Genomic DNA, 25,314 nt, shown 5'->3' on the forward strand with positions numbered 1-25,314 from the left:
GGGACATGTAATGTCAGCAGGGTCGAACTCAATACACGGCCCTGAAAATCGTCAGGATTTGCGCGGATAAGCGGCGCGCCCGTTATTGAGGTCGTCTACAAAAGCGGAGAAGGAATGCGAGCTCGGATCATCATGCATGACGAGCGGCGGACGCAGTTGCAGGCGAGCGCGCGATCCCTTGATCGCGGTCAGGAGGATGCGAACCGCGTTTTCGCCTGGACGCGGATGTAGTGGCGTGATCTCGATCCCGCCGAAGCGCCGAGCGCAGGCGCCGAGGATTTCCGCGATCGATTGCGGACGGGCAATCAGCGAAAGCTGACCACCGGGGATCATGATCGCGCCCGCCGTCCGTATCCAGCTTTCGAAAAGATCACCTGTCATCGCGTGCGCTTCCGCCCTCAGCCGGTCGGGTGCGGCACGGTCCGCCGCGTCGTTGAACGGCGGATTCATGATGACGTGGTGAAAGCTGTCGTCGACAAGACCAGCATCGTTGCGGGCCTTGCCGGTCAGTGTCACGTCGGCTTCGATCACCGAGGCGCGGTCGGCAAGCCCGGCGTTTTCCGGCAGAACCAGAGATTTGCGCGCGAATTCGGCCATCTCCGGCGAGCGCTCAAACAGAACGGCGCTAGCCGAAGATAGCCGGGACACAACGGCAAGGCCCGCTGCCCCAGCGCCTGCGCCGAGATCGGCGACGCGGATGGGTCCGGAAGCGTCGACGAGGGATGCCAGCAACATTGCGTCCATGCCGGCCCGATGCCCACGCCCTGACGGCTGCACCAGATAGAAGCGGCCGCGATGGAAAGCATCGACGGTTTCGGCGATGGCCGGGGCCGGCACTACCATATCCTTACCCATCGTCGCGCAATTCGGCGCCGAGACCGGCTTCGGATAGAATCCGGCGCGCCTGGCTCTCCCTGTCGTTCTCAACGAGAAAGCGCCGCGGAAGCATGCCCAGCGAACCCTCCATGATGCTCATTGCCTGATCGGCGATCAGGCAATGAATTCCAGCATCCCGCATCAAACTTTCCGCAAAACTCAAGACAACAGGATCGTTCGTGCGGATCAGCTCCCTCATTTCCTCTAAAACTCCCGTGATTTGGACCAGACGAGACAATTCGCCTCTTGCCGTCGGCGTAACCCGTTTACTATTGTCTGCCCCACGTGTGAACAGGAGTGCGTTCCGGTGGGTGTAGTCATACCGCTCGGCGAAAACAAAAACAAACTGGCTTCGGTCAAACCACTGGTGGATCTGACCCGCCCGGGGATGGAGCGCGTCAATCAGCTGATCCTTTCCAAGGCCGGATCCGACGTCCAGATGATCCCGGAGGTCGCGAACCACCTGATTTCGTCAGGTGGCAAAAGGCTGCGGCCGATGCTGACACTCGCTTCGGCCGCGCTCTACGGCTACGAGGGCGACGGTGACGTGAAGCTCGCGACAAGCGTGGAGTTCATGCACACCGCAACACTTCTGCATGACGATGTGGTCGACGAGAGCGACATGCGCCGCGGAAAGTCGACAGCCCGGATGATATGGGGCAACCAGGCAAGCGTGCTGGTGGGCGACTTCCTTCTCGGTCAGGCGTTTCGAATGATGGTGGAGGTGGGGTCTCTCGAGGCGTTGGACGTGCTTTCCACGGCAGCCTCCGTCATCGCCGAGGGCGAAGTTCTGCAGCTTTCCGTCGCCAAGAACATGGAGACGACGGAAGACGATTATCTGCAGGTGATCAGGGCCAAGACAGCAGCTCTTTTTGCGGCGGCGGCGGAAGTGGGACCCATCATCGCGGGCACGGACAAGGCCGGGCGGAACGCGCTGAAATCCTACGGCATGAACCTCGGCCTGGCATTCCAGCTCGTGGATGACGTGCTCGATTACGGTGGCAAGGCGGCCGATCTCGGCAAGAACGTCGGCGACGATTTCCGCGAGGGCAAGATCACCTTGCCGGTGATTCTTGCCTATCGACGCGGCACGCAGGAGGAGCGGCAATTCTGGCGCGATGCCATCGAGGGTGGCCAGTCGGACGACGAGCAGCTCGAGAAGGCGCTCGGCCTGATCAACAAATACGGTAGCCTCGGCGACACGATCGCCCGCGCGGTGCACTATGGCACGATCGCACGCGACGCGCTCGCGCCGTTGCCGGAAGGTCCATGGAAGAAAGCGCTGCTGGAAGTGATCGACTTCTGTATCGAACGCGTGAACTGAGGCGAAAACCGGCGCTGCCTTGCGACCCCGCTTCAAAAAAGCCATGGTGTTCGGGAATCGTTTCGCGCATCCCGGATCGCTTTTGTTGCCGGCAACAGCCGGCGTCGCTCGTTGAAAGGCTCTGTTCATGCGGCAAAATCTTGCCACCCGTCTGTTCTCCAGCGTCGCGTTCGCCGCACTGATATCCCTCGCCGGACTGTCGGCAACAGCCGCCCCGACACCCGCCGTTGAGGAGAAGACGGAGACGGCATTCAATCCCGCCGAAGTGGATACCTTCGCAGGCGCTTTCCTGGCGGCGCGAACCGCCGATGCGGACAGGGACTATGAGAATGCGGTCGCGCTTTACAAGAAAGCTCTCGAATCAGAGCCGGGCAATGTGGAGATTCGCGAACGGCTGATGCTGGCGCTCTTCATGCATGGCGACTTCGACGCCGCAATCCGCTATGCCAACGACCTGAAGAACGATGCTTCGGTCGAACGGGTGACGACGGTAGCACGAAGCCTCCACGCCATCCGGAACCGTGAATACAACACGGCCGAGAAAATCCTCTCCTACAAGGGTCCGAACGATCTAGACCGGCTGATCAACTCGCTCTTGAGCGGATGGGCTCGCCTCGGTGCAGGCAAGGGGAAAGAAGCCGTCGCCCAGATGGCTGCGCTGGATGGCCCACCCTGGTATGCCATCTTCAAGAACTACAACGCGGGTGTAGCGGCAGCGATGCTTGGGGATGCGGATACCGCGCGCAAGCATCTGACGAGTGCTGTAACCGACCGTGAAGGTGCCGCAACGGCAACCGATCTCTTCGTACGCGCCGTGATTGCCCTGGCAACCGTCGAGGCCAATCAGGGCAACAAGCAGAAGGCGCTCGATGCTGTCTCGGCCGGAGACGCGCTGCTCAACGACTACGCTCCCTTCAAGGCGCTTCGTGACCGTATCAATGCTGGCAAGAAACTCGATCCAGTCGTGACGAACGCCTCGGAGGGTGCTTCCGGTGTTCTGTTCTCGATCGCCGGTGCCCTCAACCGCCCCGGAGCGGAAGACACCGTGATGCTTTATCTGCAGTTTGCCCGGGCTCTCGATCAAAAGTCGGCGGACACGCTGATCATGCTCGGTGGCATTGCCGAGGAAGCGGATAAAACGGACGCCGCGATCGCTTACTACAGTTCTGTACCGGAAGACTCACCGATGCGGCGGCTTTCGGAAATGCAGCTGGGTCTCGCGCTCGCGCAGACAGGCAAGACCGATGAAGCAACGCAGCACCTGCAGTCGCTGATCGATGCAGATCCATCCGATTTCCGCAGTTATCTCGCGCTTGGCAGCGTGTTTTCCGACGCAAAGAACTACGAGGCTATGGCGGAAACCTATGACAAGGCCGCGGCGATGATCGGGCCGACCCCGACACGGGGGCATTGGCCGATCTTTTTCCAAAGAGGCATCGCGTATGAGCGCCTGAAGAAGTGGCCGCAGGCGGAACCCAATTTCCGCAAGGCGCTCGAATTGAACCCCGACCAGCCGCAGGTGCTCAATTATCTTGGCTATTCCTGGGTCGACATGAACGATAACCTGGAAGAAGGCCTCGACATGATCCGCAAAGCGGTGGAGCTGAAGCCGGACGACGGGTACATCGTCGACTCGCTTGGATGGGCCTATTATCGCCTTGGGCGTTTCGAAGAGGCTGTTTCCGAGCTTGAACGGGCGGTTGAGCTCAGAGCCGGCGATTCAACGATCAACGACCATCTGGGCGACGCCTATTGGCGTGTGGGACGAACGCTGGAAGCCGTCTACCAGTGGAAGCGGGCGCTGGCGTCATCTCCCGAAGCGGCAGAAATCCCGAAGATCGAAGCCAAGATCGCCAACGGCCTGCCGCCTCTCGACAAGGCTGGCGAAACAGCGGAAAAGCCGGTGGAGACGCCGGCCGCGACGACCGAGGTCGACAAGAAGTCTTGATCTCATGCACCTCAGTGAACAGGGCGCAATCCGCGAAACCGCGTCCGCAAAGGTGAATCTTGCGCTCCATGTGACCGGCAGGCGTGCGGATGGTTATCACCTGCTGGACAGCATCGTCACGTTCGCGGAGGACGGCGACGAACTGGTCTTTCAGGAAAGCGACGAGGATGGCCTCAGACTGGAAGGCCGCTTTGGGGGGGTGCTATCTCTGCAAGGCGCGGGGCATCGCGACAATCTGGTGGTCAAAGCGCGCGATATGCTACGTGCCACGCTTGATGACACCGGTCAGCCATACACGCCGGTGATGATCGCGCTTGAAAAGATGCTTCCGGTTGCTTCCGGCATCGGCGGCGGGTCAGCGGATGCCGCGGCCACGCTGCGCGGACTGATGCGTCTCTGGAACGCCAGACTGGACGATGCCACCCTGACTGGCATCGCCTTGCGGCTGGGCGCGGACGTTCCAATGTGTCTTGCCTCGGTTCCACTGCGGGCACGTGGCATCGGAGAGACGCTGGAGCCCGTCGCCATGCCATCCTTCCCTATGGTTCTCGTCAATCCGCTGAAAGCGGTTTCGACACCAGAGGTATTCCGAGGGCTGGATCGGCGGGACAATTTGCCGATTGGAGAGCTTCCGAACGGTCAAGAGGGCGGGCGCTGGATATCCGCGCTCTCGACCCTGAGAAACGACCTGGAAACGCCCGCGGTAGCACTTGTCCAAGAAATCGCGGAGGCGAGAGACCTTCTTCGGCAAAGTGAGGCGCAACTGGTGCGGATGTCCGGCTCGGGAGCAACCTGCTTCGGTCTTTACGGCGACGACGCGGCGGCACTCAAGGCCGCCCTTGCCCTTTCCGCTTTCAAACCGGACTGGTATGTGCTGCTGACGCGCACTATTGCAGGGACCAGACCATGACGCGCATTGATGACACCCGGCCTTTTCTGCCGATCGGAATCGCTGTCCTGACCGTCTCGGACACGCGTACGCTGTCCGATGACAAATCCGGTGACACACTGGCAGCAAGAATCACGGACGCGGGTCACCGTCTTGTCGACCGGGCCATCGTTCCCGACGACAAGGAGCGGATTGCAGCGCGCGTCCATGCCTGGACACTTTCCGACGAGATCGACGTGGTGATCACCACGGGCGGAACCGGATTTACAGGCAGAGACGTGACGCCCGAGGCGGTGGAGCCCCTGTTCGAAAAACGCATGGATGGCTTTTCGGAAGTCTTCCACCGAATTTCCTACGACAAGATCGGAACATCGACGATACAGTCTCGTGCGACAGGCGGCGTTGCAAACGCCACCTTCATCTTCGTTCTGCCTGGATCTCCGGGCGCCTGCAAGGATGCCTGGGACGGTATCCTGAAATGGCAACTCGACTATCGCCACCTGCCCTGCAACTTCGTGGAGATCATGCCGCGTCTCGACGAACACCTGCGGCGGCGGGGATGATGTAGAAGCTTCTCGTTGGCGGACCTTTTCTGGCAGTCGGCGAGGGTGTGACGCGCGACACCTAGCGCGGGCAAAAAAACGATAGAACGTGATCCAGAGCAAAGGGAGACACGTTCATGGGACAGACTTTTCGCGGCACCTCGGGCGCAGACCGTTTCGTACAGGGCAATACTTCCAGCACGATCGAGTTCCGGCTCTTTACCCTCGGCGGTAACGATACGATCATCATCAACAGAAGCGACGATTTGGGCGGTGGCAATTTCGTCGATGCGGGGTCTGGAAACGACCGCGTGACCAATGCGAAGGAAGCCGGCAACGACATCCGTCTCGGTTCCGGCAATGACACCTATGTCGGGACCGGCTTCGGCTCCTTTGGCAGCGATATCGGCGACGTGGTCCGCGGCGGTGACGGCAACGACTTTATCGCCGTCAGCACGTTCAAGAGCCGCTATTTCGGCGACGCCGGAAACGACAAGTTCGCCTCCGAAGGGTGGCAGAACGTCTTCAACGGCGGCTCCGGGCGCGACCGTATTACCTATGAACCGCGGGACGATTCCTCCACTCTGGGTGGCTCCGGCGTCACGATCGATCTTGCCACGGGACTGGCGCAGACCGGCAACAACCGCTTCGAGACCCTGATCAGCATCGAGGATGCAGCCGGAACCAATGCGAACGACGCAATCAACGGCACGAACGGGGCCAACAAGCTTGAGGGTCTGAATGGCAACGATCTGCTGCTCGGTCTCGGCGGCAATGACCAACTCTTTGGCGGTCGCGGCAACGACGAGCTTCATGGTGGCAGCGGCAATGACGTGCTTGTCGGCGGGCTCGGACGAGACGTTCTTACCGGTGGTTCAGGCGCCGACCGCTTCGACTTCAACGCACGAAACGAATCGGCGACCAGCACCACGAACCGGGACATCATTACCGACTTCAGCCGCGCGCAGGGCGACAGGATCGATCTTTCGGGTATCGACGCCAACACAACGCGCAGCGGCAATCAGGCTTTCAACTTTATCGGCAACGACGCCTTCTCAGCCGCAGGCCAACTGCGCTTTGCCAATGGGTTTGTCAGTGGCGATACGAACGGTGATGGCGTGGCGGACTTTCAGATCGACATGAACGGCCTGGCCAGCATCTCGCGCGGCGACTTCATCCTCTGAGCGCCTGCTGCAAGCCGGCACGGGTTTGACGTGCAACGCGTGCCGGCACGAGTTCCGCTGACAGCGAGCGCATCCGCAACCCGCGCGGCAGTTCGCAAAGTTTTGTCCCGCTTTTGACAAGGTCCATGGCCTGTCGTTTTGACAGAAGAAGTCCGTCCTCAAGGGGAGAGGCTTTTCGTCCAAGGCGACGCAGCAGCGGAAGGCGATGATTGCGTGAAGGAGAAAACTGCGCAGGCGCCGTGTTCAGCGCTATGTACTCGCAGATCTCGTCTATCCAGCTACCGGCTGGACGAGCACCGGGCTCCACCACCAAAAGCCATTCGCCACGCGCGGCGCGCACAACCTCTTGCATGTCCCATTGCTCATAAAAGCGGCAGCCGGCCGCCTCCGCAACACGAGAAGAACCGTCCGTGGAGCCGTGATCCAAAATCACGACATCGCTGACCAAACCCTCGACAGCTCCGGCCACCAAGCCCGCAAGCGTTTGCGCAAGCTCAGGTTCATGATCGCGGCATTCCATAATCACTGTCAGCATTGCCCATTGTTATCGCATTGCACAAAGAATTGCCACACCGAGATTTTCAATTTTGTTCTTGCATTGTTCTCCTTTCCGCATTAGGAATAAAGTCACTGACACGGGACTGACATCCCGCGGGAGATTTAACGATGAGCGAACTGACTTCGATGGCGCAGGCTGCCTTCCAGCCTGCGAATACGGCGGATATTGCCGATGCACTGGTCAACGCTTCCGGCTTGCGGGTCGACTTGTCGCGACGTCGCGGGCGGGCGGCGGGTCTCAACCCTGCTGGACGTTTTGAACCTACCGAGCGGGTGGCAGTTGATGACGGCTGGCAGAGCTTCGAGGACATGCCGGCCCTGCGCACCGAAGTGCAGGTGGAGCGCCCAAAGACCGTTATCACGCGGAACGAATCGCCGGATATTCCCTTTGATCGCTCGATCAATCCCTACCGGGGTTGCGAACATGGCTGCATATACTGCTTTGCACGACCAACACACAGCTACATGGGCTTGTCGGCGGGTCTCGATTTCGAAACGAAACTGTTTGCCAAGCCGGATGCCGCAAAGCTTCTGGAGCGTGAACTTTCAAAGCCTGGCTACAAGCCGCGGACAATCGCAATCGGCACCAATACCGATCCCTACCAGCCGGTCGAACGGGAATGGCGAATCATGCGGCAAATCCTGGAAGTGCTGGACCGCGCCAATCATCCGGTTGCGATCGTGACGAAATCCGCGCTGGTGATGCGCGATATCGATATCCTCTCCTCCATGGCGGCACGCGGTCTCGCCAAGGTTGGGATTTCGGTGACGACACTGGACCGCAAGCTGGCACGGACGATGGAGCCACGCGCGTCAACACCGACGCGCCGGCTTGAGGCTGTGAAGGCGCTTTCGGAAGCGGGCATCCCGACTGCCATCATGGTCGCTCCTGTTATCCCGGCGCTCAACGATCACGAGATCGAGCGCATTCTGGATTCGGGCAAGGCCGCCGGCGCAAGCGAGGCAAGCTATGTGCTGCTTCGCCTGCCGCTTGAGGTTAGCCCTCTGTTTCGCGACTGGCTGCTGCAGAACTATCCGGATCGCTACCGCCACGTCATGTCGCTCGTTCGGTCGATGCGGGACGGAAAGGACTACGATGCGGAGTTCGGCAAGCGCATGAAGGGAGCCGGTCCCTATGCCTGGCAGATCAGCCGCAGGTTCGAGATGGCGACCAAGCGCCTCGGCCTCATTCGTCGTGGCATTCAGATGCGCGATGATCTCTTCGTGCCGCCCACTGGCAGTGGCGTGCAACTGTCACTGCTTTAGAGCGCGGCGGAAGACGCCGCGTCGCATGTTCATTCCCTTACCGGCGCGCCCATCCCCGCCCAGCGCCGGTCGAGCCCCTGGACGCCGCCTCGGCGGATGGTCAGTTCCCTGGCACCGCCGAACCGGGGGCTTGCAGGTGGTCGGGCGGCGTGCAACTTCTGCCGCATGAAGTTTCGCACGCCGCCCGATTCTCCGCCTTTATTCGAGAGCCTTCCAAAGGGACCGGATTTCTCGACGGAAATGCGTTTGCACAGAAGGGGCATATGGCCGGTCGCGGGCACCGATGAAGCGGGTCGCGGCCCGCTTGCGGGTCCGGTCGTGGCCGCAGCCGTCATCCTCGATCCCGACGATATCCCGGACGGGCTGGACGATTCGAAGAAGCTGACGGCAGCGCGACGGGACGAATTGTTCGATGAAATCCTTCTGCGCGCCACTGTGAGCATCGCCTCCTCCAGCGCCGAACTCATCGACAGGATCGACATCCGCAAGGCGAGCCTGGACGCCATGCGACGTGCAGTGGCTGGCCTACCCGTGCCGCCTGCGCATGTTCTGGCAGACGGCCGGGACATACCGCCAGGCCTCCCTTGCGGCGCCGACGCCCTTGTTCAGGGAGATGGCCGCTCCTATTCCATCGCTGCGGCATCGATCGTCGCAAAGGTATCGCGCGACAGGATGATGGCCAGAGCAAGTCGCGTATTCCCGGCCTACGGTTTCGAAACCCATGCCGGATATGCGACCGTCACGCATCGTGACGCGATCGTCGTCCACGGCGCCTGCGTCCTGCATCGCATGAGCTTCCGGCCGTTGCGCAAGGACTAGAGTCCCGCGCGTCAGGGACAGGTCGTCACCTGGTTTGAACATGTCCCACTCGCCCAGCCCCGGTGCCGCCGTTCCCCGAGCGTCGCCTCCACCTCAACCCACCAGCCGGTACAGGCGTATAGCCGTTCGACGGTAAAGCTATCAGGACCATCCACATTTCCATCAAGAAGTTCTGCGACCACCGTCGCTTCGGTGGATGGCGCTTCGTATAGTTTGATACGGTTGAGCAGCAATCCAAGACCGCCGCCGGATACCCATCCTTCCCCTTCGAAGACCGTCTGGTCGCCACCCTCATCCAAATAGTCGGGAACGACAGCCTGGGTAATCCGGAACCAACCGGCCTGGCTCTCCTTGACCTCGACTTCCGTCCGGAAGACGTAACCCTCTTTCCGCTTTGGCGGCGGCAGGACCGCTATCACGCCATGAGCCGTTGAGGGGCCGCTCCGGACGTTGAGACCCTTTGGATCATCATCAATCGACCACGCCCAGATGTCGCAGGCGTCGCCGTCGACGCTCTGCGCAGCGGTGGCTGGTCCGACTGTCAGGAGCGGGACGGCTATTGCGCAAGCGCTTATGAGACCAAATCCGGTCAATCGCAGATTCTCCAGCATGCAGATCCTCCAACGAAAAAGAGCCCCGGATCGAACGATCCGAGGCTCCCTGAATTTCAACGCGACGGCGTTCAGGCCACGATCAGTTCAACCGAGACTTTACCTCACCGATGGCGGACTTGAACAGGTCAGCCCTGACGGCGTCATCCGTCTTCTTGGCAAGCACCTTTTCGGCGGCGGCAATTGCCAGGTCGACGGCGGCGGCGCGTACGGCGTTTACGGCGTCCGTCTCTGCCTGCTTGATCTTCTGCTCGGAGAGAGCCGTGCGCCGTGCCACGAATTCCTCAGTCTTCTGCTTGGCCTCAGCTGCCAACATGGCTGCCTCGCGTTCTGCAGCAGCGACGATGCCAGCGGCTTCGGCTTCAGCTTCCTTGCGCTTGCGCTGGTATTCGGCAAGCACATGCTGCGCTTCCTCGCGGAGGCGCTTGGCTTCCGCCAGTTCGTCACGGATGCGGTCCGAGCGCTCATCGAGCGACTTGGTCACCATACCCGGCACCTTCAGGTAGACGATCAGAGCAAAGAAAAGGATGAGGCCGACAAAGGCGAAGAAGGTTGCATCGAAATGCATAGGATCAGGCCTCCTTGCCGGATGCGGTCAGGGCCGATTTCACGTCAGCCTTGGTGACCTTGGCGCCGATCAACTGATCGACGATGGCTGTGACCGTGTCACTGGCGATTTCATCGACCTCTGCGAATGCCTTGGTCTTGATCTCGGCGATGCGGGCTTCCGCAGACGTCAGCTTCGCATTCAGTTCGGCCTCGACGGCCGCACGCTCAGCGTCGGCCTTGGCCTTGGCTTCATCGCGCGCGGTTGCGGCGATCTGACCAGCCTTGGCGCGCGCGGCGCTCAATTCTCTTTCATAGGTCTCGATGGCGGCGTCGGCCTCAGACTTCAGGCGCGCAGCCTCGTCGAGATCCTGGGCTATCCGGTCGTGACGGTTTTCAAGGATGCCACCGACGCGCGGGACGATGACCTTCTGCATGAGCATGTAGAAAAGGCCGAACGTAATCACCAGCCACAGAAGCTGGGAGGCGTACGTCGACTGGTCGAACGGCGGGAATACGCCGCCACCGTGGCCCTCGTCATGGGCAACACCGGTTTCCGTGTGAAGCTGGCCTTCTGCAGGAGTTTCCTGGGCAAAGGCGGGGGTCACGAGCATGCTCACCTCCAGGTGTACTTCAAAAGCGTGAGATCACGGCGGACGCGTCAGCGCCTGCCGTGATCCCGATCCCGGCCGTTATTAGACGGCGAACAGGAGGAGGAGAGCGATGAGCAGCGAGAAGATGCCCAGAGCTTCCGTAACGGCGAAGCCGAATACGAGGCGGCCGAACTGGCTGTCAGCGGCAGACGGGTTCCGCAGGGCGCCCGAGAGGTAGCTGCCGAAGATATTGCCGAGGCCGAGAGCCGTACCGGCCATGCCAAAGCAAGCCAGACCCGCGCCGATGAACTTTGCTGCTTCCGCTTCCATGTGAAAACTCCTTCGAATGGGTTGTTGCGGCTGATGACTGACGCCTCAGGACGCCAATGTCGTTATCCTTAGTGCCCGCCAGGATGGATCGCGTCGTTGAGGTACATGCAGGTGAGTACCGCAAAGACATAAGCCTGCAGGAAGGCGACGAGGAACTCGAGACCGGTCAGGGCGACCGTCATGATAAGGGGAAGTACGGCTCCGCCGATGCCCAGTGCGCCCATGGTTCCAAGCGAGGCAACGAAGCCCGCGAACACCTTGAGCGTGATGTGACCCGCCAGCATGTTGGCGAACAGACGAACCGACAGCGAGATCGGGCGCGACAGGAACGAAATAACCTCGATCGCCACGACAAGCGGCAGAAGCGCGCCGGGAACGCCCGATGGAACGAACAACTGCAGGAAGTGGAGGCCGTGCTTGTAGAAGCCATAGACCAAAACCGTGCCAATGACGAACAGCGCCAGCGCGAAGGTGACGATGATCTGACTGGTGACGGTGAAGAAATACGGCACCATGCCGAGCAGGTTCGCGGTCAAAACGAACATGAAGAGCGAGAAGACCATCGGGAAGAATTTCATTCCCGCGCTTCCTGCGCCTTCCCTCAGCATGGATGCGATAAACTCGTAGGACATCTCCGCAACCGACTGCATGCGGTTCGGAATCAGGCCGCGGCTTGCGGTGGAAAAGTAGAGAAACGCCGAGGCAGCACCGACAGTCGCGACCATGAACAGCGAAGCATTGGTAAACGAGAAATCAATTCCGCCGATTTCGATCGGTACAATCTTCTGGACCAGGAACTGATGAGTCGGATCGTTTGCCACCGTGTTGCTCTCTCGCTTTGCCGCCGAAGCGGAATTCTCTCGATCTTGGTTCGGACGCCGGCGTTTCCGCCTTAGCCCTCACCCGGTCTTTTTCCTGTCTTGCGGTCCGCCGGATGGGGCGCGGCCACGACGCCGGCGGAGCGAAGAACATTCAATACTCCGGCACAGAACCCAAGAAGCAGGAGAACAACCAGTCCCCAGGGCGCCGTACCGACAAAACGGTCAAACAGATAGCCGAGAAGCGCACCGACGATGATGGCAGAGATGAATTCGCTCGAAAGCTTCATGGCCTGCGCATAACCCTTGCGGCTCTGCTCGGACCTTGCTTCGTTCGCCTCTTCGTCCCTCGCCTCCGCACGTATCCCGGCAAGCTCGGTGCCAAGACGCCTGCGGCGCTCTTCCAGACTTTCTTCGTGGTCGCCAGACATAGCCATTTCCTCCGTCCGATTTCCGTTACAGCGTCACATTTAGCGCCCGAAACGGATAAGCAAACGGCTCGGAAATATATGCGTCCGGCCCGTTTTGAAGTCGGGCGCACCATAATTTTGCGAGGCACTATAGTCAAGGCATACGAAAGGGTAGATTTAGAACAAATATATTGTTTTAAATCAATTGCTTACGCCTAGTTCGCAGATTCCACCCGAATGACAGTCGGCAAAACAGGCCACTTCGCCGCAGCACCGGCGCGACTCCCTGCCGAAGCTTGCGTGCAGGATATCACGCGCCTGTCAGCTCCAGCCGCCACCATATGTTCTGTAGAAGACATGCAAGCCAATGCGTCCGACCTTCTTCATGGTGCGAGCCCATCCGGGACGTACGTAGACGGCATGATAGTGGGTGGCCGAGCCAACCTCATTCAACCAGATCTTGCCCGCGGTGACCGCGAGCGCGACTTCGCGGGCAATTTTCCAGTGATACTTGGAGTTTACGCGGTCCTTGATGTTGTCGCAGGCAAAGGAAAACTGGCAGCGGTTCCGCCAATCCTCATTCTGGTAGACGACGCCGCAAATGGTATCGGGATAAGCGGGGTTACGCACACGGTTCAAGATCACCTGAGCGACTGCCGCTTGCCCTTTCACGGTTTCCCCGCGGGCCTCGAAATAGATGCCGGAGGCGAGACACTGTTGCTCCTTGGCGGAAAACACCTCCGCCGGCAGCACATTTGCCGCCCAGGCATGATCCTGCGGCGAGATTTTCGGCCGAAACCGTCCGGAGTCCGGAGAGGCCAGAATCGAATCAAAAGGTGATACGCGAGCATAGTCCGGCTTGGGCGGAGCATAGGCGGTCGCCAGAACATCCGCCTGTCGATTGGTCACGAGGTCCGCCAGCATGGTCGGAACGCCGACGGCCTTGGGCTCGTCCTGACGATGGTAGAAGCTCGCCACTTCGACATTCTTGGGTTTGGTCCTGACGAAGGCCGTCTGCTCGCCATGTTTCTCCACCGGTTGCATCAGAGAGGACGTGCGCTGCAGGATCGATCCAGCGGTAAACGCCTTCGGCGGCAACATCGGCTCCACGGCAACGACCCGGCTCTTTTTGAGGCTTCGGGTCACACGGGCTTCGTCCGGGGTTTCCACGGTGGGCTTGTGCAATTCCGAGAACGCGATCGTCCTGCCGTCGGGCAGAACCATGCCTGCATCACCGGAAACCGCAGCGGCTGGCGCACCATCCTTGAACACGAGTTCGGCCGTGTGCACGGAACCGGCGGGAGACTCCGTCAAAACCATGCGCCAGCGGGCCGCGCCATTGCCGTCCAAGCCGGCGATCATGGCCGCCAGATCCGCGTGCGCGGCCATGGAGGGGAAGGCAAGCCAGGCGGAAAGGCCGAACAGTACGGGCGATACCCAGTCGGCAGCAGCGGCCTTGAGGCTTCTCGTCAAACGGGTCTTCGGAGGCAAAACCGGAACTCCATACGCACATCGGTCAGACCTGAAGAAAATGCCTCATTAACCTTGACGCGCAGTTAACGCTAATGGAGCCGCTCTTCCATCCGGGGCGGAAGCCTTGACCGCGACGATAACATTGCCGTGAATCGGACATTCTAGATAATCACCTGCGAGCCCAGTTCGATCACGCGGTTCGCAGGCAGCCGGAAGTAATCGGACGGGTCGGCAGCGGCGTTGGCCATGGCGATGAAGACCCTGTCCTGCCAATAGGGCATGCCGGATTTGGCATCGGGAACCAGCTTTCGACGACCGAGGTAAAAGGAGGTCGACATGATATCGAACTTGAGCCCGCCGCGTCTCAGGCTTGCAAGCGCCCGCGAGACATTCTGCGTCTCCATGAAACCGAACCGTATTTCCACACGCGAGAAATGCTCGGAAATGGTCTCGACCTCGAAACGCTGCTCATCCGTTGCACGGGGCCTTCCCACCGTCTTGATGGTCAGAATGATGTTCCGCTCGTGAATGACATGGTTGTGCTTGATATTGTGGAGCAAAGCGGCCGGAGCAGTCTGGGGATCACTGGTGAGGAAAATCGCGGTGCCCGGGACGATCACTGGCCCGTGCTCGCCGCCACGCTCGATCGTTTCGACGAAGAACGAAAGCGGGATGTCGGCGTGTCGTGTCTTCTCGAACAGAATCCGGCTGCCGCTTCGCCACGTCAACATCAGAATTGTGAAGCACGCCGCAAAGGCAACCGGCACATAACCGCCATCGTGAATCTTGAGCACGTTGGCTCCCAGGAACACGATTTCCAGCAGAAGCAGCGGCAAAAGGACAGCAATCGACAGCGGAGTTGGCCAAGCCCAGCGGGTCTTCACGAACTGGAACGCCATGATGGTGGTAACGACCATCGCTCCGGTGACGGATATGCCGTAAGCCGTTGCAAGCGCCTCGGAGCTTCCGAAGAGGAGGACGAGCGCGACGACCCCGCACAGAAGCAGGGTATTTACGGCTGGTAGGTAGATCTGCCCGGTATGGGTTTCCGAGGTGAAAAAAATCTGCATGCGCGGCAGAAAGCCCAGATGGATTGCCTGTCGAACCATGGAAAAGGCACCGGTGATCACGGCCTGGCTGGCAATGATGGTGGCGGCCGTGGCGAGTATGACGACAGGCAGCAAAGCCCAATCCGGAAACATGAGAAAGAAGGGATCGCTGGCCCGTTCGGGATGCTTCAAAACCAGGGCGCCCTGCCCCAGATAGTTCAGCACGAGGGCCGGGAACACCAGAGCGAACCAGGCCAGCTGGATCGGCTTGCGGCCGAAATGTCCGAGATCGGCGTAGAGTGCTTCGGCGCCTGTGACGGTCAGGAAGACCGCTCCCAGCACAACGATACCGACAAAGCCTTCGCGGATCATGAAGCTCACGGCATACCAGGGATTGAAGGCTGCCATGATGCCGAAGTCGTCGGAGATATGCAGCAGACCGCCCGCCGCCATGACCAAGAACCAGAGCGCGGTAACCGGCCCGAAGAAATTTGCCACGGCCTCGGTCCCGCGCGACTGCACCGCGAAAAGCAGGACGAGGATCGTGGCTGAGATGGGAAGGACATAGCCGGACATGTCGGGCGCTACGAGCTTCAGCCCCTCGACAGCGGAAAGTACCGAGAGCGCAGGCGTGATCATGGCATCGCCCAGAAAGAGCGCCGCACCGATAAGGCCGAGTACCATGAAGGCGGAGGCGTGGCGGCTTGCCTTTTTCGACAGAAGAGCCAACAGCGAAAGCGTTCCCCCCTCGCCGTCATTGTCGGCACGCAGGAGGAAAAGAACATACTTCATCGTGACGATGATGGTGAGCGCCCAGATCATCAGGGAGATCAGGCCAATGATCTCGACGCGGGTAACTCCATCATGCCCGATCGGCTTAAGCGCCTCACGGAAGGCATAGAGTGGACTGGTGCCGATATCGCCATAGACGACACCGACGGAACCGAGCGCGAGCGCGAGCAGCCTGCGCACCGAGGCAGGTTCAGCCGAAGCAAGTTCGGGTTCTGAATTCATGGGGCGACCTGGCCTTCAGAGCCAGCCTTTCCAGCGGAATAACAAGAAGGGGATGACGGCAGACATCAGCATCAGGAAAAGGGCAAAGGGGTAGCCAAGGTTCCAGTCGAGTTCCGGCATAAAATGAAAATTCATACCGTAGACCGATGCCACGAGGGTCGGCGGCAAGAACACCACGGACGCGATCGAAAAGATCTTGATGATGGCGTTTTGCTCGACGTTGATGAGACCGAGGGCCGCATCTAGCATGAAGGTGATGTTATTGGCAACGAAGCCGGCATGCTCGGCAAGCGACTGGATGTCCCGGGCAACCGTGCGGCAAAGGGCGTCCGCCTCCTGGTCCTTGTGCACGAGTTGCAGCGAACGCAGGAAAATCACGAGGCGTGACAGCGAGACGAGGCTGTCACGCGCCTTGCTGACCAGCCGGTGGTGACTGGCGATGTCGAGAAGCTTGTCTTCCAGGAATTTCGGAGGGCGGCGTCTTGCCTCCTTGCGGCTGACGAAAACCGCTCCGGAAAGCGCGTCGACCCTTGCCACCGCGAGCTCAAGAATCTCGGCGGTCCGATCAACGATCGTCTCGAGCAGACGGGCGACCATTTCCGGTCCGGTCTTGCAGCGGCCGGGCGTTCGCAGAAGACCGGCACTGAAGAGTTCGAAGGCACGCGGCTCGGCGTAACGGATCGTCACCAGCCGGTGCCCGGCCAGGATAAACGCTATGTCCGTCAGTTCCGGCAGTTCCGTCTCGACTTTCCAGATCAGCGATGCCGTCATGTAGACAGCACTATCCTCGACGTAGAGACGGCTCGACGGTTCGATGTCCTTCAGATCGTCGCGCGTCGGAAGGGGAATGCCGAGAAGATTTTCCGCGAGCGCTTCTTCATCACGATCCGGGCGTATCAGGTCTAGCCAGACGATATCACTCGCAAGTTCAGTCTGGGGGTTGGCGGGGGAAATCTCCTCCGCCCGCCCATTGACGTGATAGGCTCTGATCAAAATCCGGCCTCCATGCCTGCTCGACCGCTCGCTTCAACGACTTGGTCGATGCCTCCCACACGAGGCGATTTGTCTCTTTCACTCGAAAACGATGGCGGGCGCCGCGCGCGTGGGGGCTCCCGTTGCAGCCGACCAGACCTTTGCCGCTATCTCGCGGTAGACACGGGCCTGCGGACCATCGGGATCCGAGACGACAACCGGCGTACCGGCATCCGAGGTCTCGCGGATGGCGATCGTCAGTGGAACTTCGCCAAGGAATGGTGCCCCGATCTTCTCCGCCTCGCCCTTTGCCCCACCATGGCCGAAGATATCGTAACGGACGCCTGTGTCGGGAGCGATGAAGTAGCTCATGTTCTCAACGACGCCTAGGACGGGCACCTCGACTTTCTTGAACATGTTGATGCCCTTGCGCGCATCGATGAGCGCGAGATCCTGCGGCGTGGACACGATGACAGCTCCGGTCAGTGGAACCTGTTGCGCCATCGTCAGCTGTGCATCGCCGGTGCCGGGCGGCATGTCGACAACGAGGACATCGAGATCCCCCCAGGCGACTTCCCTCAGCATTTGCATAAGCGCCGACTGCACCATGGGGCCACGCCAGATCATCGCGGTTCCCTCGTCCACCAGGAACCCCATGGACATCACCTTGATGCCATAGTTTTCCATAGGCACGATGATGCGGTTCTCGATCTGCTTCGGCCGCCCTGAAATTCCAAGCAGTCGCGGCATTGAAGGTCCGTAGACGTCGGCATCAAGTATGCCGACGCGAAGGCCATTGGCTTTCATCGCGAGTGCGAGATTGACAGCCGTGGTCGACTTGCCGACGCCGCCCTTGCCCGAGGCAACGGCGATGATCGTGCTGATGCCTGGAACGCCGGCCTTGGCAGGGCGGGCGGGAGCTGCGCCATGAGAGTGACCTGCAGGGGAGTGCGGTGGCGGCGGCGCTTCGGTAGCCGCGCCCGCTTTCTTCTCCGCCGTCAGTGTCACGAGCGCGCCCTTGACGCCATCGACACTTTTGACGGCTTTCTCCGCCGCGGCACGCAGCGGCTCAAGTTCTCTGGCGCGAGCCGCCGGCACGTTGAGGGAGAAGTACGCCTTACCGTCGGAAATGAAGATGTCCGACACCATGCCCAGATCGACGATGTTGCCCTCGAGGTCTGGCCCGCGAACGGTCCTCAGTTTTTCAAGGATTGCGCTCTTGGTCACGTCGGTCATGCCTGCCACTCCACATCGATCTCCTGCGTAGATAGTGGAGCGGGCGTTTTTCGCCAACTGGAAAAACGGATTGGGCTGTGACGCACAGATCTCTCGAAGATTGGGGGCCGCCGAACCATTCCGGTTCGACGGCCCGATCGGAGCGGCCTCTGGCGGCGCTTCTCGTACCAGTCCCCTCTGGACCTGCCGTTACGGAATGCAGAAACCGTGCCAACTCGGCAAAAGCCGACCGTTTGTCCATTTTCGGCGAGTCCTAGGCCTTTTGCATAGGGCCAACGCCTCCATAGCCGCCGCTACAGCCTAAAAAATCGGCAATACCTGCTATTTCGTACGTCGGACGACGGCACGGCTACTTGATGAGGCCTATGCGCAGGGCCTTTGCCACGGCCTGGGTTCGGTTGACCGTATCAAGCTTCTTCGTGGCCCTGTTGAGATAGTGGTTGATCGTGTGTTCCGAGAGCCCGAGGATTTCGGCGATTTCCACGCTCGTTTTGCCAGCGGCCGTCCAGTTCAGGCAATCGATCTCGCGCTCGGTCAGCATTTCGGTAGCGCGATTGTCCATGTCGCGTATCTCCGCGAGACGATTGTAGACATACATGGACAGATAGCTAAGCTCGATGAGCTCACTGAGTGAAAATGGAGGACGATCTCCCGCAAAGGAGACGGCGCCGCGGCTTCCGGACGAATCGTGCACCGGGAAATGCGCGCCGCGCGGCAGTCCGAAGCGGCAAAACAGGTCTCGCGGCTCCTCGAATGGGCGCGAGTACGTGAAGCGTCCGCCAGGCCTGTCGAAATCATACTGAAAAGGCACGGTTGACGTCCGCAAATGCAGAATAACGGGGCTGTCGCTCAGCAGTTGGGTCTGGTCGTACGCACTCAACAGTTCCGCGGGCCAATTGGTGATGATCGAGTTGCTGGAGAGATCCAGAGACGTGGGAGCAGGAAGATTGAACACCATGAATGTTCGCGCGCCGAAAATTTCCGTTGCGCGTTTCATGAAACGAAAGACGTCGAACTGGGTTTTGTAACTGATCAATTCGTCAATCAACGCCCCTATGGGTCGTTGTGCGGAATAACTTTCGACTTCGGACATATCCGGCTCTTCTTATCTCGAACCGTGGCAAGCTTTAGACGACTGCCACTAAACTCTCGGTTATCATGAACGCGTTCGGGAATTTATGTGCGCTGCAAAAATGTACATGTAGGAATATGTGAAAAACAGGCGAAACCCAATCTATCACGCATTCTCGATGGAAAGATTCGATACAATCCAAATCTCCGAAAAGTAAAAATGAAAGATAGACCACCCACAACCAAACAGGTTACATCGAAGTAGTGAGCAGATGCGTCAGATAAAATTCGAATCTCGTTCTTTTCAACGCGCGAACATAGCCTTACAAGCCAGCAGCAGTCTAGTCGCGTCTTTTATGGTATCGGGTCAACCTCCCCGATCGGGCGTGACTGCCATTCGTGAGAAGAAGGACGACTACCCATGATAGAGAGCACCCCATTTGGTGGAAAGGTTCTTTGCGCTGCCGGCCTCACTTTGGGGGAAGGTCCGACCTATGACGTGGGTCGTGAGACGACGTGGTGGTTCGATATCAAGGGCAAGGCCCTTCACGAACTGCACCTGCCTTCAGGACGAAAGACCGTTCATGGATTGCCGTTCATGGCCAGCGCATTGGCGAGAATTGATGGCGAACGCCAGTTGATCGCCGCCGAAGACGGCTTGTTCGTCCGAGAAGTCGCGACCGGAGAACTTTCCATTTTGGCAGAGCTCGAGGCTGACAAGCCCGGCAACCGCTCCAACGACGGACGCATGCACCAGAGCGGAGCGCTCTGGATCGGGACCATGGGCAAGTCGGGCGAGGACGAAGCCGGAGCTATATATCACGTCCGCGGCAAGTCCGTGACGCTGCTGTATCCGCGCGTCTCGATCCCCAATTCCATCTGCTTTTCTCCCGACGGGGCGACGGCCTATTTCACCGACTCCAAAGCCGGCAAACTGATGTCGGTGGCCGTCGATCCGGCGACGGGAATGCCAACCGCCGCGCCTACGGTACTTGTCGATGGACAGGGCCGAGACGGGGACTTCGATGGTTCGGTCTGTGATGCGGATGGATTTATCTGGAACGCGCGTTGGGGGGCGGGATGCGTGGACCGCTACGATCCCGCGGGACGCCACGTCGAGAGCTATGCCGTGCCGGCGAAACAGGTTACCTGCCCTGCTTTCATCGGTGGCGGACTGGATCGGCTTCTCGTTACGTCCGCCCGTGACGGCCTTGGCGATACGGCGACCGACGGCGACGGCCAGACTTTCGATCTCGGCATTGCCGTGAAAGGCCGCGCCGAACCCGATTTCCGTCTCTGAGTCAAAGGGTTGAGAGGGCGGCCCAAACGCGTCAAATAGCATTGGGTTCCGCCTGCCAGCAATTTTGCCACCGGCGTTTTTTTTCGGAACTCCAGTCGGTTACGCGCATTTTCCTGCCGAACCGGCGCGGCGTGCTCCTCCCGCACACCGCGCCAGTCAACCGAGAGGAAAGGATACCGAGATGAAAAAGTCGCTCAACCTGATCGCCGCCGCCGCCCTGCTGGGTTCCACCGCCATCGCTCCGGTCGCCATGGCCCAGGACGCAACGGCGCCTGCCGCTCCGGCTACCGAAGCTCCGGCTGCTTCGTCGACCGATTCGATGTCGTCGGGTGCTGCAACACAGCCGCTCGCGCAGACCGAAACGACGGATACCTACCTGACGGAGCAGTCGGCTACTCAGGTTAGCGCCAACGAGTTCATCGGTGCCCCTGTTTACACCGGCGAGGACAGCATCGGTGACATCAATGATCTGATCATCGAGAAGGATGGCCGTGTTGCCGCTGCTGTGATCGGTGTCGGCGGCTTCCTCGGAATCGGCGAGAAGAACGTCGCCCTGCCGATGAGCAAGATCACCATTTCTCAGGACGGCGATGGCGAGGACGTTCGCCTCACCACCATGGAGACGGCTGAAACGCTCAAGGCGGCTCCGGAATACGCGACCCTCGACGAGCAGGCAGACGCTTCGGACTCCACGACGATGCCGACGGATGAAACCACGACTTCGTCGACGGGCAACTAAGCCCCAGCCGAGTTCGTAGCCTTTAAGGCGGTGCTTCGGCGCCGCCTTTTCATTATCAATCCATTTTGTTATGCCGATTTTTGCTAGAGAAGCGAGCAGTACCTCAAGGCGTCGTAAATCGATGCGTGGATGTTGCGGCTCTCGATCGCGTCGCCGATGCGTATGAGATCGAACCCGCTTTCCGGGTTACGCTTCGGGAGTGGATGACGTCGGGCCACAAGGGCGGGATAGTCGACTGAACCAACATTTCGGGAATGCGGCTTGAGTTCGAAATACAGATCGGCGTTTACGGCCGTTCCGTGCTCGACGACAACCTGCGCCACGCGACGCTCCTCCATCGTGCCTTTGGAAAAATCAGACCCGAGCGTCGCAACGAGGCCATTGCCCTCGCGCCTGACCGACTTTAGGCGCGTGTTGATGGTCACGCGGACCCCCCTTTCGGCGAAAAGGGTGGCATAGGGAACGTGGTTCATACCTCCCATTTCAGGCGCGAAAAAACGCTCTGGCGAGACGACTTCGAGGTCAAGCCCGGCATTGGCAATAACCTCCGCCGCGCTCATACCCTGATGTCCGCCATTGTCATCGAAGAGAAGAACAGGTCCTTCCGGCTTCACGGCGCCGGCTAGGATGTCCCATGAAGAGACGACCAGATCTTCCCCGGACTCCAGCTCCGGCGACTGCGCGAAGCCGCCGGTCGCGACGACGACGAGGTCCGGCGAAAGCGCCAGCACATCCTCCGGACCCGCGTAGGTGTCGTAGTGGATGGGAACACCCAGCCGCTCCAGTTCGGCGAGGCGCCAGTCGACAATGCCGATCATCTCCTTGCGGCGCGGATTGCGGATCATGAGATTGACCTGTCCGCCGGCCTTGCCGGTCGCCTCGAACAGTTCGACGGAGTGGCCGCGTTCGGCCAACACGCGGGCTGCCTCCAGTCCGGCGGGCCCCGCACCAATCACTACAGCCTTCCGTGGCTTTTCCGCTCTCGCGATCTCATGAGCGATCAGCCCCTCGCGGCCGGTCGCCGCATTGTGGATACAGAGTGCTTCTCCGCCCTCATAGATGCGATCGAGGCAATAGGTGGCACCAACGCAGGGACGGATCTGCTGTTCGCGACCCGCTATGATCTTCCTGACGATATGCGGGTCGGCGATATGGGCACGGGTCATGCCGACCATGTCGAGCTTGCCCTCTGTGATGGCATGACGGGCAGTCGCGACATCGGCGATCCGGGCGGCGTGGAAGACGGGAAATTTGGTCGCGGCCCGCACCTCTCCGGCAAAGTCGAGGTGCGGCGAGGCAGCCATGCCCTGGATCGGAATGACGTCGTTGAGCGCCGCATCGTGATCGATATGGCCGCGAATAATGTTCAGGAAATCGATCTTTCCGGACGCCGCAAAACGTCGGGCGATCTCCACGCCCTCCTCACGCGACAAACCCCTGTCCCAATCCTCGTCGGCAACCATCCTGATTCCGACGATGAAGTCGGGTCCCACCGCCTTTCGCACGGCATCAACGACCATATTGGAAAAGCGCATTCGGTTTTCCAGCGAGCCGCCAAAATCATCCTCCCGCCGGTTGGTGGCCGGCGACCAGAAGCTGTCCATCAGATGGCCATAGGCCTCGAACTCGATACCGTCGAGACCCGCCTCCTGCATGCGGTGGGCCGCGCTCGCATAGTCGGCGACGATGCGCTCAATATCCCAGTCCTCGATCTCTTTCGGGAAGTGCCGGTGGGCCGGCTCGCGGATCGGGGATGGCGCAAGCACCGGCAACCAGTCGCCCTTGTTCCAGTTTGTCCGGCGCCCGAGATGGGTGAGTTGGATCATGACCGCAGTGCCATAGCCGTGACAGTCGTCGGCGAGCCGCTTCAGGTGCGGGACGATCTCGTCCTTCCAGGCCAGCAGATTGCCGAAAGCGGGCGGCGAATCCCGGCTGACACTTGCTGAGCCGGCCGTCATCGTCAGCGCGATCCCGCCCTTAGCCTTTTCGACATGGTAGAGCCGGTATCGATCCGTCGGCATGCCGCCTTCCGAATAGGCCGGTTCATGCGCTGTCGACATGATGCGGTTCTTGAGGGTCAGATGCTTCAGTCGGAAGGGCTGGAGCAGTGGATCCTTGGTGTTGGTCATGCAGTAATCGGGTCCCGTTCAATACCACGCATCCGGCCGGTCCCGGCTGATACGTTCGATATAGTCGCGCAACGCTTCGTCGATGGCGATATCCAAGGGCGGCGCCTCGTATTCGGCGAGCGTCTTCTTCCACAGCCGATTGGCGCGCGTGGCCATGTCCGTGCCGCCGGCCTCGTTCCACTTCTCGAACGGCTCGTTATCGGAGACGGCTGAATCCCAGAATGCCGAGGTATAGTTGCGCATGGTATGCGCGGAGCCGAGGAAGTGGCTGCCGGGCCCGACTTCCAGGAAGGCATCCATGGCGAGCGTGTTGTCGTCGACCACGACGCCGGCCAGATAGGAATGGAGCGCACCGCAGAAATCGCAGTCCATCATGAACTTCTCGTAGGACATCGACAGCAGTCCGTCGACGAAGCCGGCGGAGTGCAGAATGAAGTTGGCACCGCAATGGATGGCCGACATCATCGACATCACGCCTTCCTGAAGCGCCTGGGCATCCGGCAGCTTGGAATTCGAGAAATTGCCGGCGCAACGCAGCGGCAGCTTCAGTCGCCGCGCGAGCTGGCCGATAACCATGGAACCGATCGCGGGCTCCGGTGTGCCAAAGGTCGGCGAGCCCGATCGCAGCGACATTGACGACAGGAAGTTCCCGAAGATCACCGGCGCACCCTTGCGCTCCAACTGGGTCAGAGCGCAACCGGCCAGCGTCTCGGCATAGGACTGCGCGATCGCTCCGGCATTGGTAACTGGGCCCATGGCGCCGCCCAGGATGAACGGAACGATCACCGCCGCCTGGTTGGCGCGGGCATAGGCCCGGAGAGCCTTCGTCATCGTGCCGTCCCAGACAAGCGGCGAGTTGACGTTGACATTGCCGAGGATCACGCAGTTCCTGTCGACGAAGTCGGCACCGAACAGGATGCGGGCCATCTCGATCGATTCTTCCGCCCGCTCTTCTGCCGTCACCGAGCCCATGAAAGCGCGGTCGGAATATTTGATATGGCTGTAGACCATCTCCAGATGGCGCTTGTTGACCGGCAGGTCGACCGGCTCGCAGATCGTTCCACCGGAATGATGCAGCCAGGGGCTCGACTGTGCGAGCTTGATCAGATTGCGGAAGTCGTCGATCGTGCCGTAACGGCGGCCGTTATCCAGATCCATGACGAAGGGTGAGCCATAGGCCGGGGAGAACACGACGTTGTCGCCGCCGATCTGGACATTGTTCACCGGATTGCGCGCATGCTGCGTGAAAGTAGCGGGCGCCGATGAGACGATCTCCTTCAGCATTCCAGGTTCGAACCGAACGAGGACCCCATCGATCGTGGCTCCGGCCTTGCGCCAAAGCTCCAGCGCCTGCGGATCGTCCCGGAACTCGATCCCGACCTCGGCGAGAATGCGATCCGCCGTTTCTTCGATCCGGATGAGGTTTTCCTCGGAGAGAATGTCGTAGGTCGGGATGTTGCGGCGGATGTACGGCACCTTCAAAACCATCGATCCAGCCTCGCGGCGATTGGAACGGCCGCCGCGGCTGCGCTTTTCCCTCTGTTCCGGTTCGACGATGTCCATCGACATGATAGTTCTCCCTTCGTTTGGGCTGATGCTATCCGCCGAAAAAATCTT

25 protein-coding genes are annotated in these 25,314 nt (G+C 60.2%); 9 read left to right on the top strand and 16 right to left on the bottom strand.

Annotated features, from left to right (window positions below; all coding sequences use genetic code 11):
- Positions 1-51: 51 nt before the first annotated feature.
- Together J5J10_RS13910 and J5J10_RS13915 are read right to left on the bottom strand one after the other, a co-directional pair.
- Complete coding sequence (locus tag J5J10_RS13910; RefSeq protein ID WP_211930336.1) at positions 52-843, bottom strand: tRNA1(Val) (adenine(37)-N6)-methyltransferase; 792 nt, start codon at positions 841-843, stop codon at positions 52-54.
- A 4-nt stretch (positions 844-847) separates the two neighbouring features.
- On the bottom strand, positions 848-1,075 hold the full coding sequence (locus J5J10_RS13915; protein WP_208548559.1) for a DUF2007 domain-containing protein: 228 nt from the start codon (positions 1,073-1,075) through the stop codon (positions 848-850).
- A gap of 108 nt (positions 1,076-1,183) precedes the next feature.
- Here J5J10_RS13915 and J5J10_RS13920 point away from each other — a divergent pair, with 108 nt between their 5' ends.
- The 5 genes from J5J10_RS13920 (at position 1,184) to J5J10_RS13940 (ending at position 6,763) form a co-directional block, all read left to right on the top strand.
- Positions 1,184-2,200: a polyprenyl synthetase family protein gene (locus J5J10_RS13920; protein ID WP_208548558.1), complete on the top strand. Its 1,017-nt coding sequence runs from the start codon at positions 1,184-1,186 to the stop codon at positions 2,198-2,200.
- Between the two features lie 127 nt (positions 2,201-2,327).
- Positions 2,328-4,148, top strand: coding sequence for a tetratricopeptide repeat protein (locus J5J10_RS13925; RefSeq protein WP_211930337.1), 1,821 nt, complete (start codon positions 2,328-2,330; stop codon positions 4,146-4,148).
- 4 nt (positions 4,149-4,152) lie between these two features.
- Positions 4,153-5,058, top strand: coding sequence for a 4-(cytidine 5'-diphospho)-2-C-methyl-D-erythritol kinase (locus J5J10_RS13930; protein ID WP_211930338.1), 906 nt, complete (start codon positions 4,153-4,155; stop codon positions 5,056-5,058).
- Positions 5,055-5,600 (top strand): molybdenum cofactor biosynthesis protein B, encoded by a 546-nt coding sequence (moaB, locus tag J5J10_RS13935; RefSeq protein ID WP_211930339.1) that lies wholly within the window; start codon positions 5,055-5,057, stop codon positions 5,598-5,600. Before J5J10_RS13930 ends, moaB begins: the two co-directional genes overlap by 4 nt.
- 116 nt (positions 5,601-5,716) lie before the next feature.
- Positions 5,717-6,763 (top strand): calcium-binding protein, encoded by a 1,047-nt coding sequence (locus tag J5J10_RS13940; RefSeq protein ID WP_211930340.1) that lies wholly within the window; start codon positions 5,717-5,719, stop codon positions 6,761-6,763.
- Here the strand turns inward: J5J10_RS13940 and J5J10_RS13945 are convergent.
- Positions 6,753-7,298, bottom strand: coding sequence for a glycosyl transferase (locus tag J5J10_RS13945; protein WP_208548553.1), 546 nt, complete (start codon positions 7,296-7,298; stop codon positions 6,753-6,755). The two genes, J5J10_RS13940 and J5J10_RS13945, sit on opposite strands and share 11 nt — an antisense overlap.
- A gap of 131 nt (positions 7,299-7,429) precedes the next feature.
- Here J5J10_RS13945 and J5J10_RS13950 point away from each other — a divergent pair, with 131 nt between their 5' ends.
- Both J5J10_RS13950 and J5J10_RS13955 read left to right on the top strand, forming a co-directional pair.
- Entirely contained in the window at positions 7,430-8,587 is a 1,158-nt protein-coding gene (locus J5J10_RS13950; RefSeq protein ID WP_211930341.1) for a PA0069 family radical SAM protein, read from the top strand.
- A gap of 165 nt (positions 8,588-8,752) precedes the next feature.
- Entirely contained in the window at positions 8,753-9,406 is a 654-nt protein-coding gene (locus J5J10_RS13955; RefSeq protein ID WP_208548551.1) for a ribonuclease HII, read from the top strand.
- Positions 9,407-9,417: 11 nt separating this feature from the next.
- Here the strand turns inward: J5J10_RS13955 and J5J10_RS13960 are convergent, their stop codons facing one another.
- From J5J10_RS13960 to J5J10_RS14010, 11 genes are all read right to left on the bottom strand, one after another.
- On the bottom strand, positions 9,418-10,017 hold the full coding sequence (locus tag J5J10_RS13960) for an SH3 domain-containing protein (RefSeq protein ID WP_208548550.1): 600 nt from the start codon (positions 10,015-10,017) through the stop codon (positions 9,418-9,420).
- Between the two features lie 82 nt (positions 10,018-10,099).
- On the bottom strand, positions 10,100-10,585 hold the full coding sequence (locus tag J5J10_RS13965) for a F0F1 ATP synthase subunit B (RefSeq protein ID WP_208548549.1): 486 nt from the start codon (positions 10,583-10,585) through the stop codon (positions 10,100-10,102).
- Positions 10,586-10,589: 4 nt separating this feature from the next.
- The gene (locus tag J5J10_RS13970; protein WP_208548548.1) at positions 10,590-11,177 is read right to left on the bottom strand and encodes a F0F1 ATP synthase subunit B; all 588 of its coding nucleotides are present in this window, start codon (positions 11,175-11,177) and stop codon (positions 10,590-10,592) included.
- A gap of 81 nt (positions 11,178-11,258) precedes the next feature.
- The gene (locus tag J5J10_RS13975) at positions 11,259-11,486 is read right to left on the bottom strand and encodes a F0F1 ATP synthase subunit C (protein ID WP_028750571.1); all 228 of its coding nucleotides are present in this window, start codon (positions 11,484-11,486) and stop codon (positions 11,259-11,261) included.
- A gap of 68 nt (positions 11,487-11,554) precedes the next feature.
- The gene (locus J5J10_RS13980) at positions 11,555-12,307 is read right to left on the bottom strand and encodes a F0F1 ATP synthase subunit A (RefSeq protein WP_208548547.1); all 753 of its coding nucleotides are present in this window, start codon (positions 12,305-12,307) and stop codon (positions 11,555-11,557) included.
- Positions 12,308-12,378: 71 nt separating this feature from the next.
- Positions 12,379-12,735, bottom strand: a complete 357-nt coding sequence (locus J5J10_RS13985; protein ID WP_208548546.1) for an AtpZ/AtpI family protein — start codon at positions 12,733-12,735, stop codon at positions 12,379-12,381.
- 300 nt (positions 12,736-13,035) lie between these two features.
- A complete protein-coding gene (locus J5J10_RS13990) occupies positions 13,036-14,187 on the bottom strand; it encodes a cell wall hydrolase (protein ID WP_249116742.1) in 1,152 nt (383 codons plus the stop codon).
- Between the two features lie 161 nt (positions 14,188-14,348).
- Positions 14,349-16,250, bottom strand: a complete 1,902-nt coding sequence (locus tag J5J10_RS13995) for a potassium transporter Kup (protein WP_208548545.1) — start codon at positions 16,248-16,250, stop codon at positions 14,349-14,351.
- A gap of 15 nt (positions 16,251-16,265) precedes the next feature.
- Entirely contained in the window at positions 16,266-17,243 is a 978-nt protein-coding gene (locus J5J10_RS14000; protein ID WP_211930342.1) for a magnesium transporter CorA family protein, read from the bottom strand.
- Positions 17,244-17,321: 78 nt separating this feature from the next.
- Positions 17,322-18,458: an iron-sulfur cluster carrier protein ApbC gene (gene apbC / locus J5J10_RS14005; protein WP_211930343.1), complete on the bottom strand. Its 1,137-nt coding sequence runs from the start codon at positions 18,456-18,458 to the stop codon at positions 17,322-17,324.
- Between the two features lie 349 nt (positions 18,459-18,807).
- Entirely contained in the window at positions 18,808-19,551 is a 744-nt protein-coding gene (locus tag J5J10_RS14010; protein ID WP_208548542.1) for an autoinducer binding domain-containing protein, read from the bottom strand.
- 399 nt (positions 19,552-19,950) lie between these two features.
- Here J5J10_RS14010 and J5J10_RS14015 point away from each other — a divergent pair, with 399 nt between their 5' ends.
- Both J5J10_RS14015 and J5J10_RS14020 read left to right on the top strand, forming a co-directional pair.
- Positions 19,951-20,829, top strand: a complete 879-nt coding sequence (locus J5J10_RS14015; RefSeq protein ID WP_211930344.1) for an SMP-30/gluconolactonase/LRE family protein — start codon at positions 19,951-19,953, stop codon at positions 20,827-20,829.
- Positions 20,830-21,010: 181 nt separating this feature from the next.
- Positions 21,011-21,568, top strand: a complete 558-nt coding sequence (locus J5J10_RS14020; RefSeq protein WP_211930345.1) for a PRC-barrel domain-containing protein — start codon at positions 21,011-21,013, stop codon at positions 21,566-21,568.
- A gap of 83 nt (positions 21,569-21,651) precedes the next feature.
- Here J5J10_RS14020 and J5J10_RS14025 read toward each other — a convergent pair whose 3' ends face one another.
- Together J5J10_RS14025 and J5J10_RS14030 are read right to left on the bottom strand one after the other, a co-directional pair.
- Positions 21,652-23,697, bottom strand: coding sequence for an NADH:flavin oxidoreductase (locus J5J10_RS14025; RefSeq protein WP_211930346.1), 2,046 nt, complete (start codon positions 23,695-23,697; stop codon positions 21,652-21,654).
- An 18-nt stretch (positions 23,698-23,715) separates the two neighbouring features.
- On the bottom strand, positions 23,716-25,260 hold the full coding sequence (locus J5J10_RS14030) for a trimethylamine methyltransferase family protein (protein ID WP_211931247.1): 1,545 nt from the start codon (positions 25,258-25,260) through the stop codon (positions 23,716-23,718).
- Between the last annotated feature and the right edge of the window lie 54 nt (positions 25,261-25,314).

This window comes from Ciceribacter sp. L1K23 (assembly GCF_018122705.1).
GTDB lineage: Bacteria > Pseudomonadota > Alphaproteobacteria > Rhizobiales > Rhizobiaceae > Allorhizobium.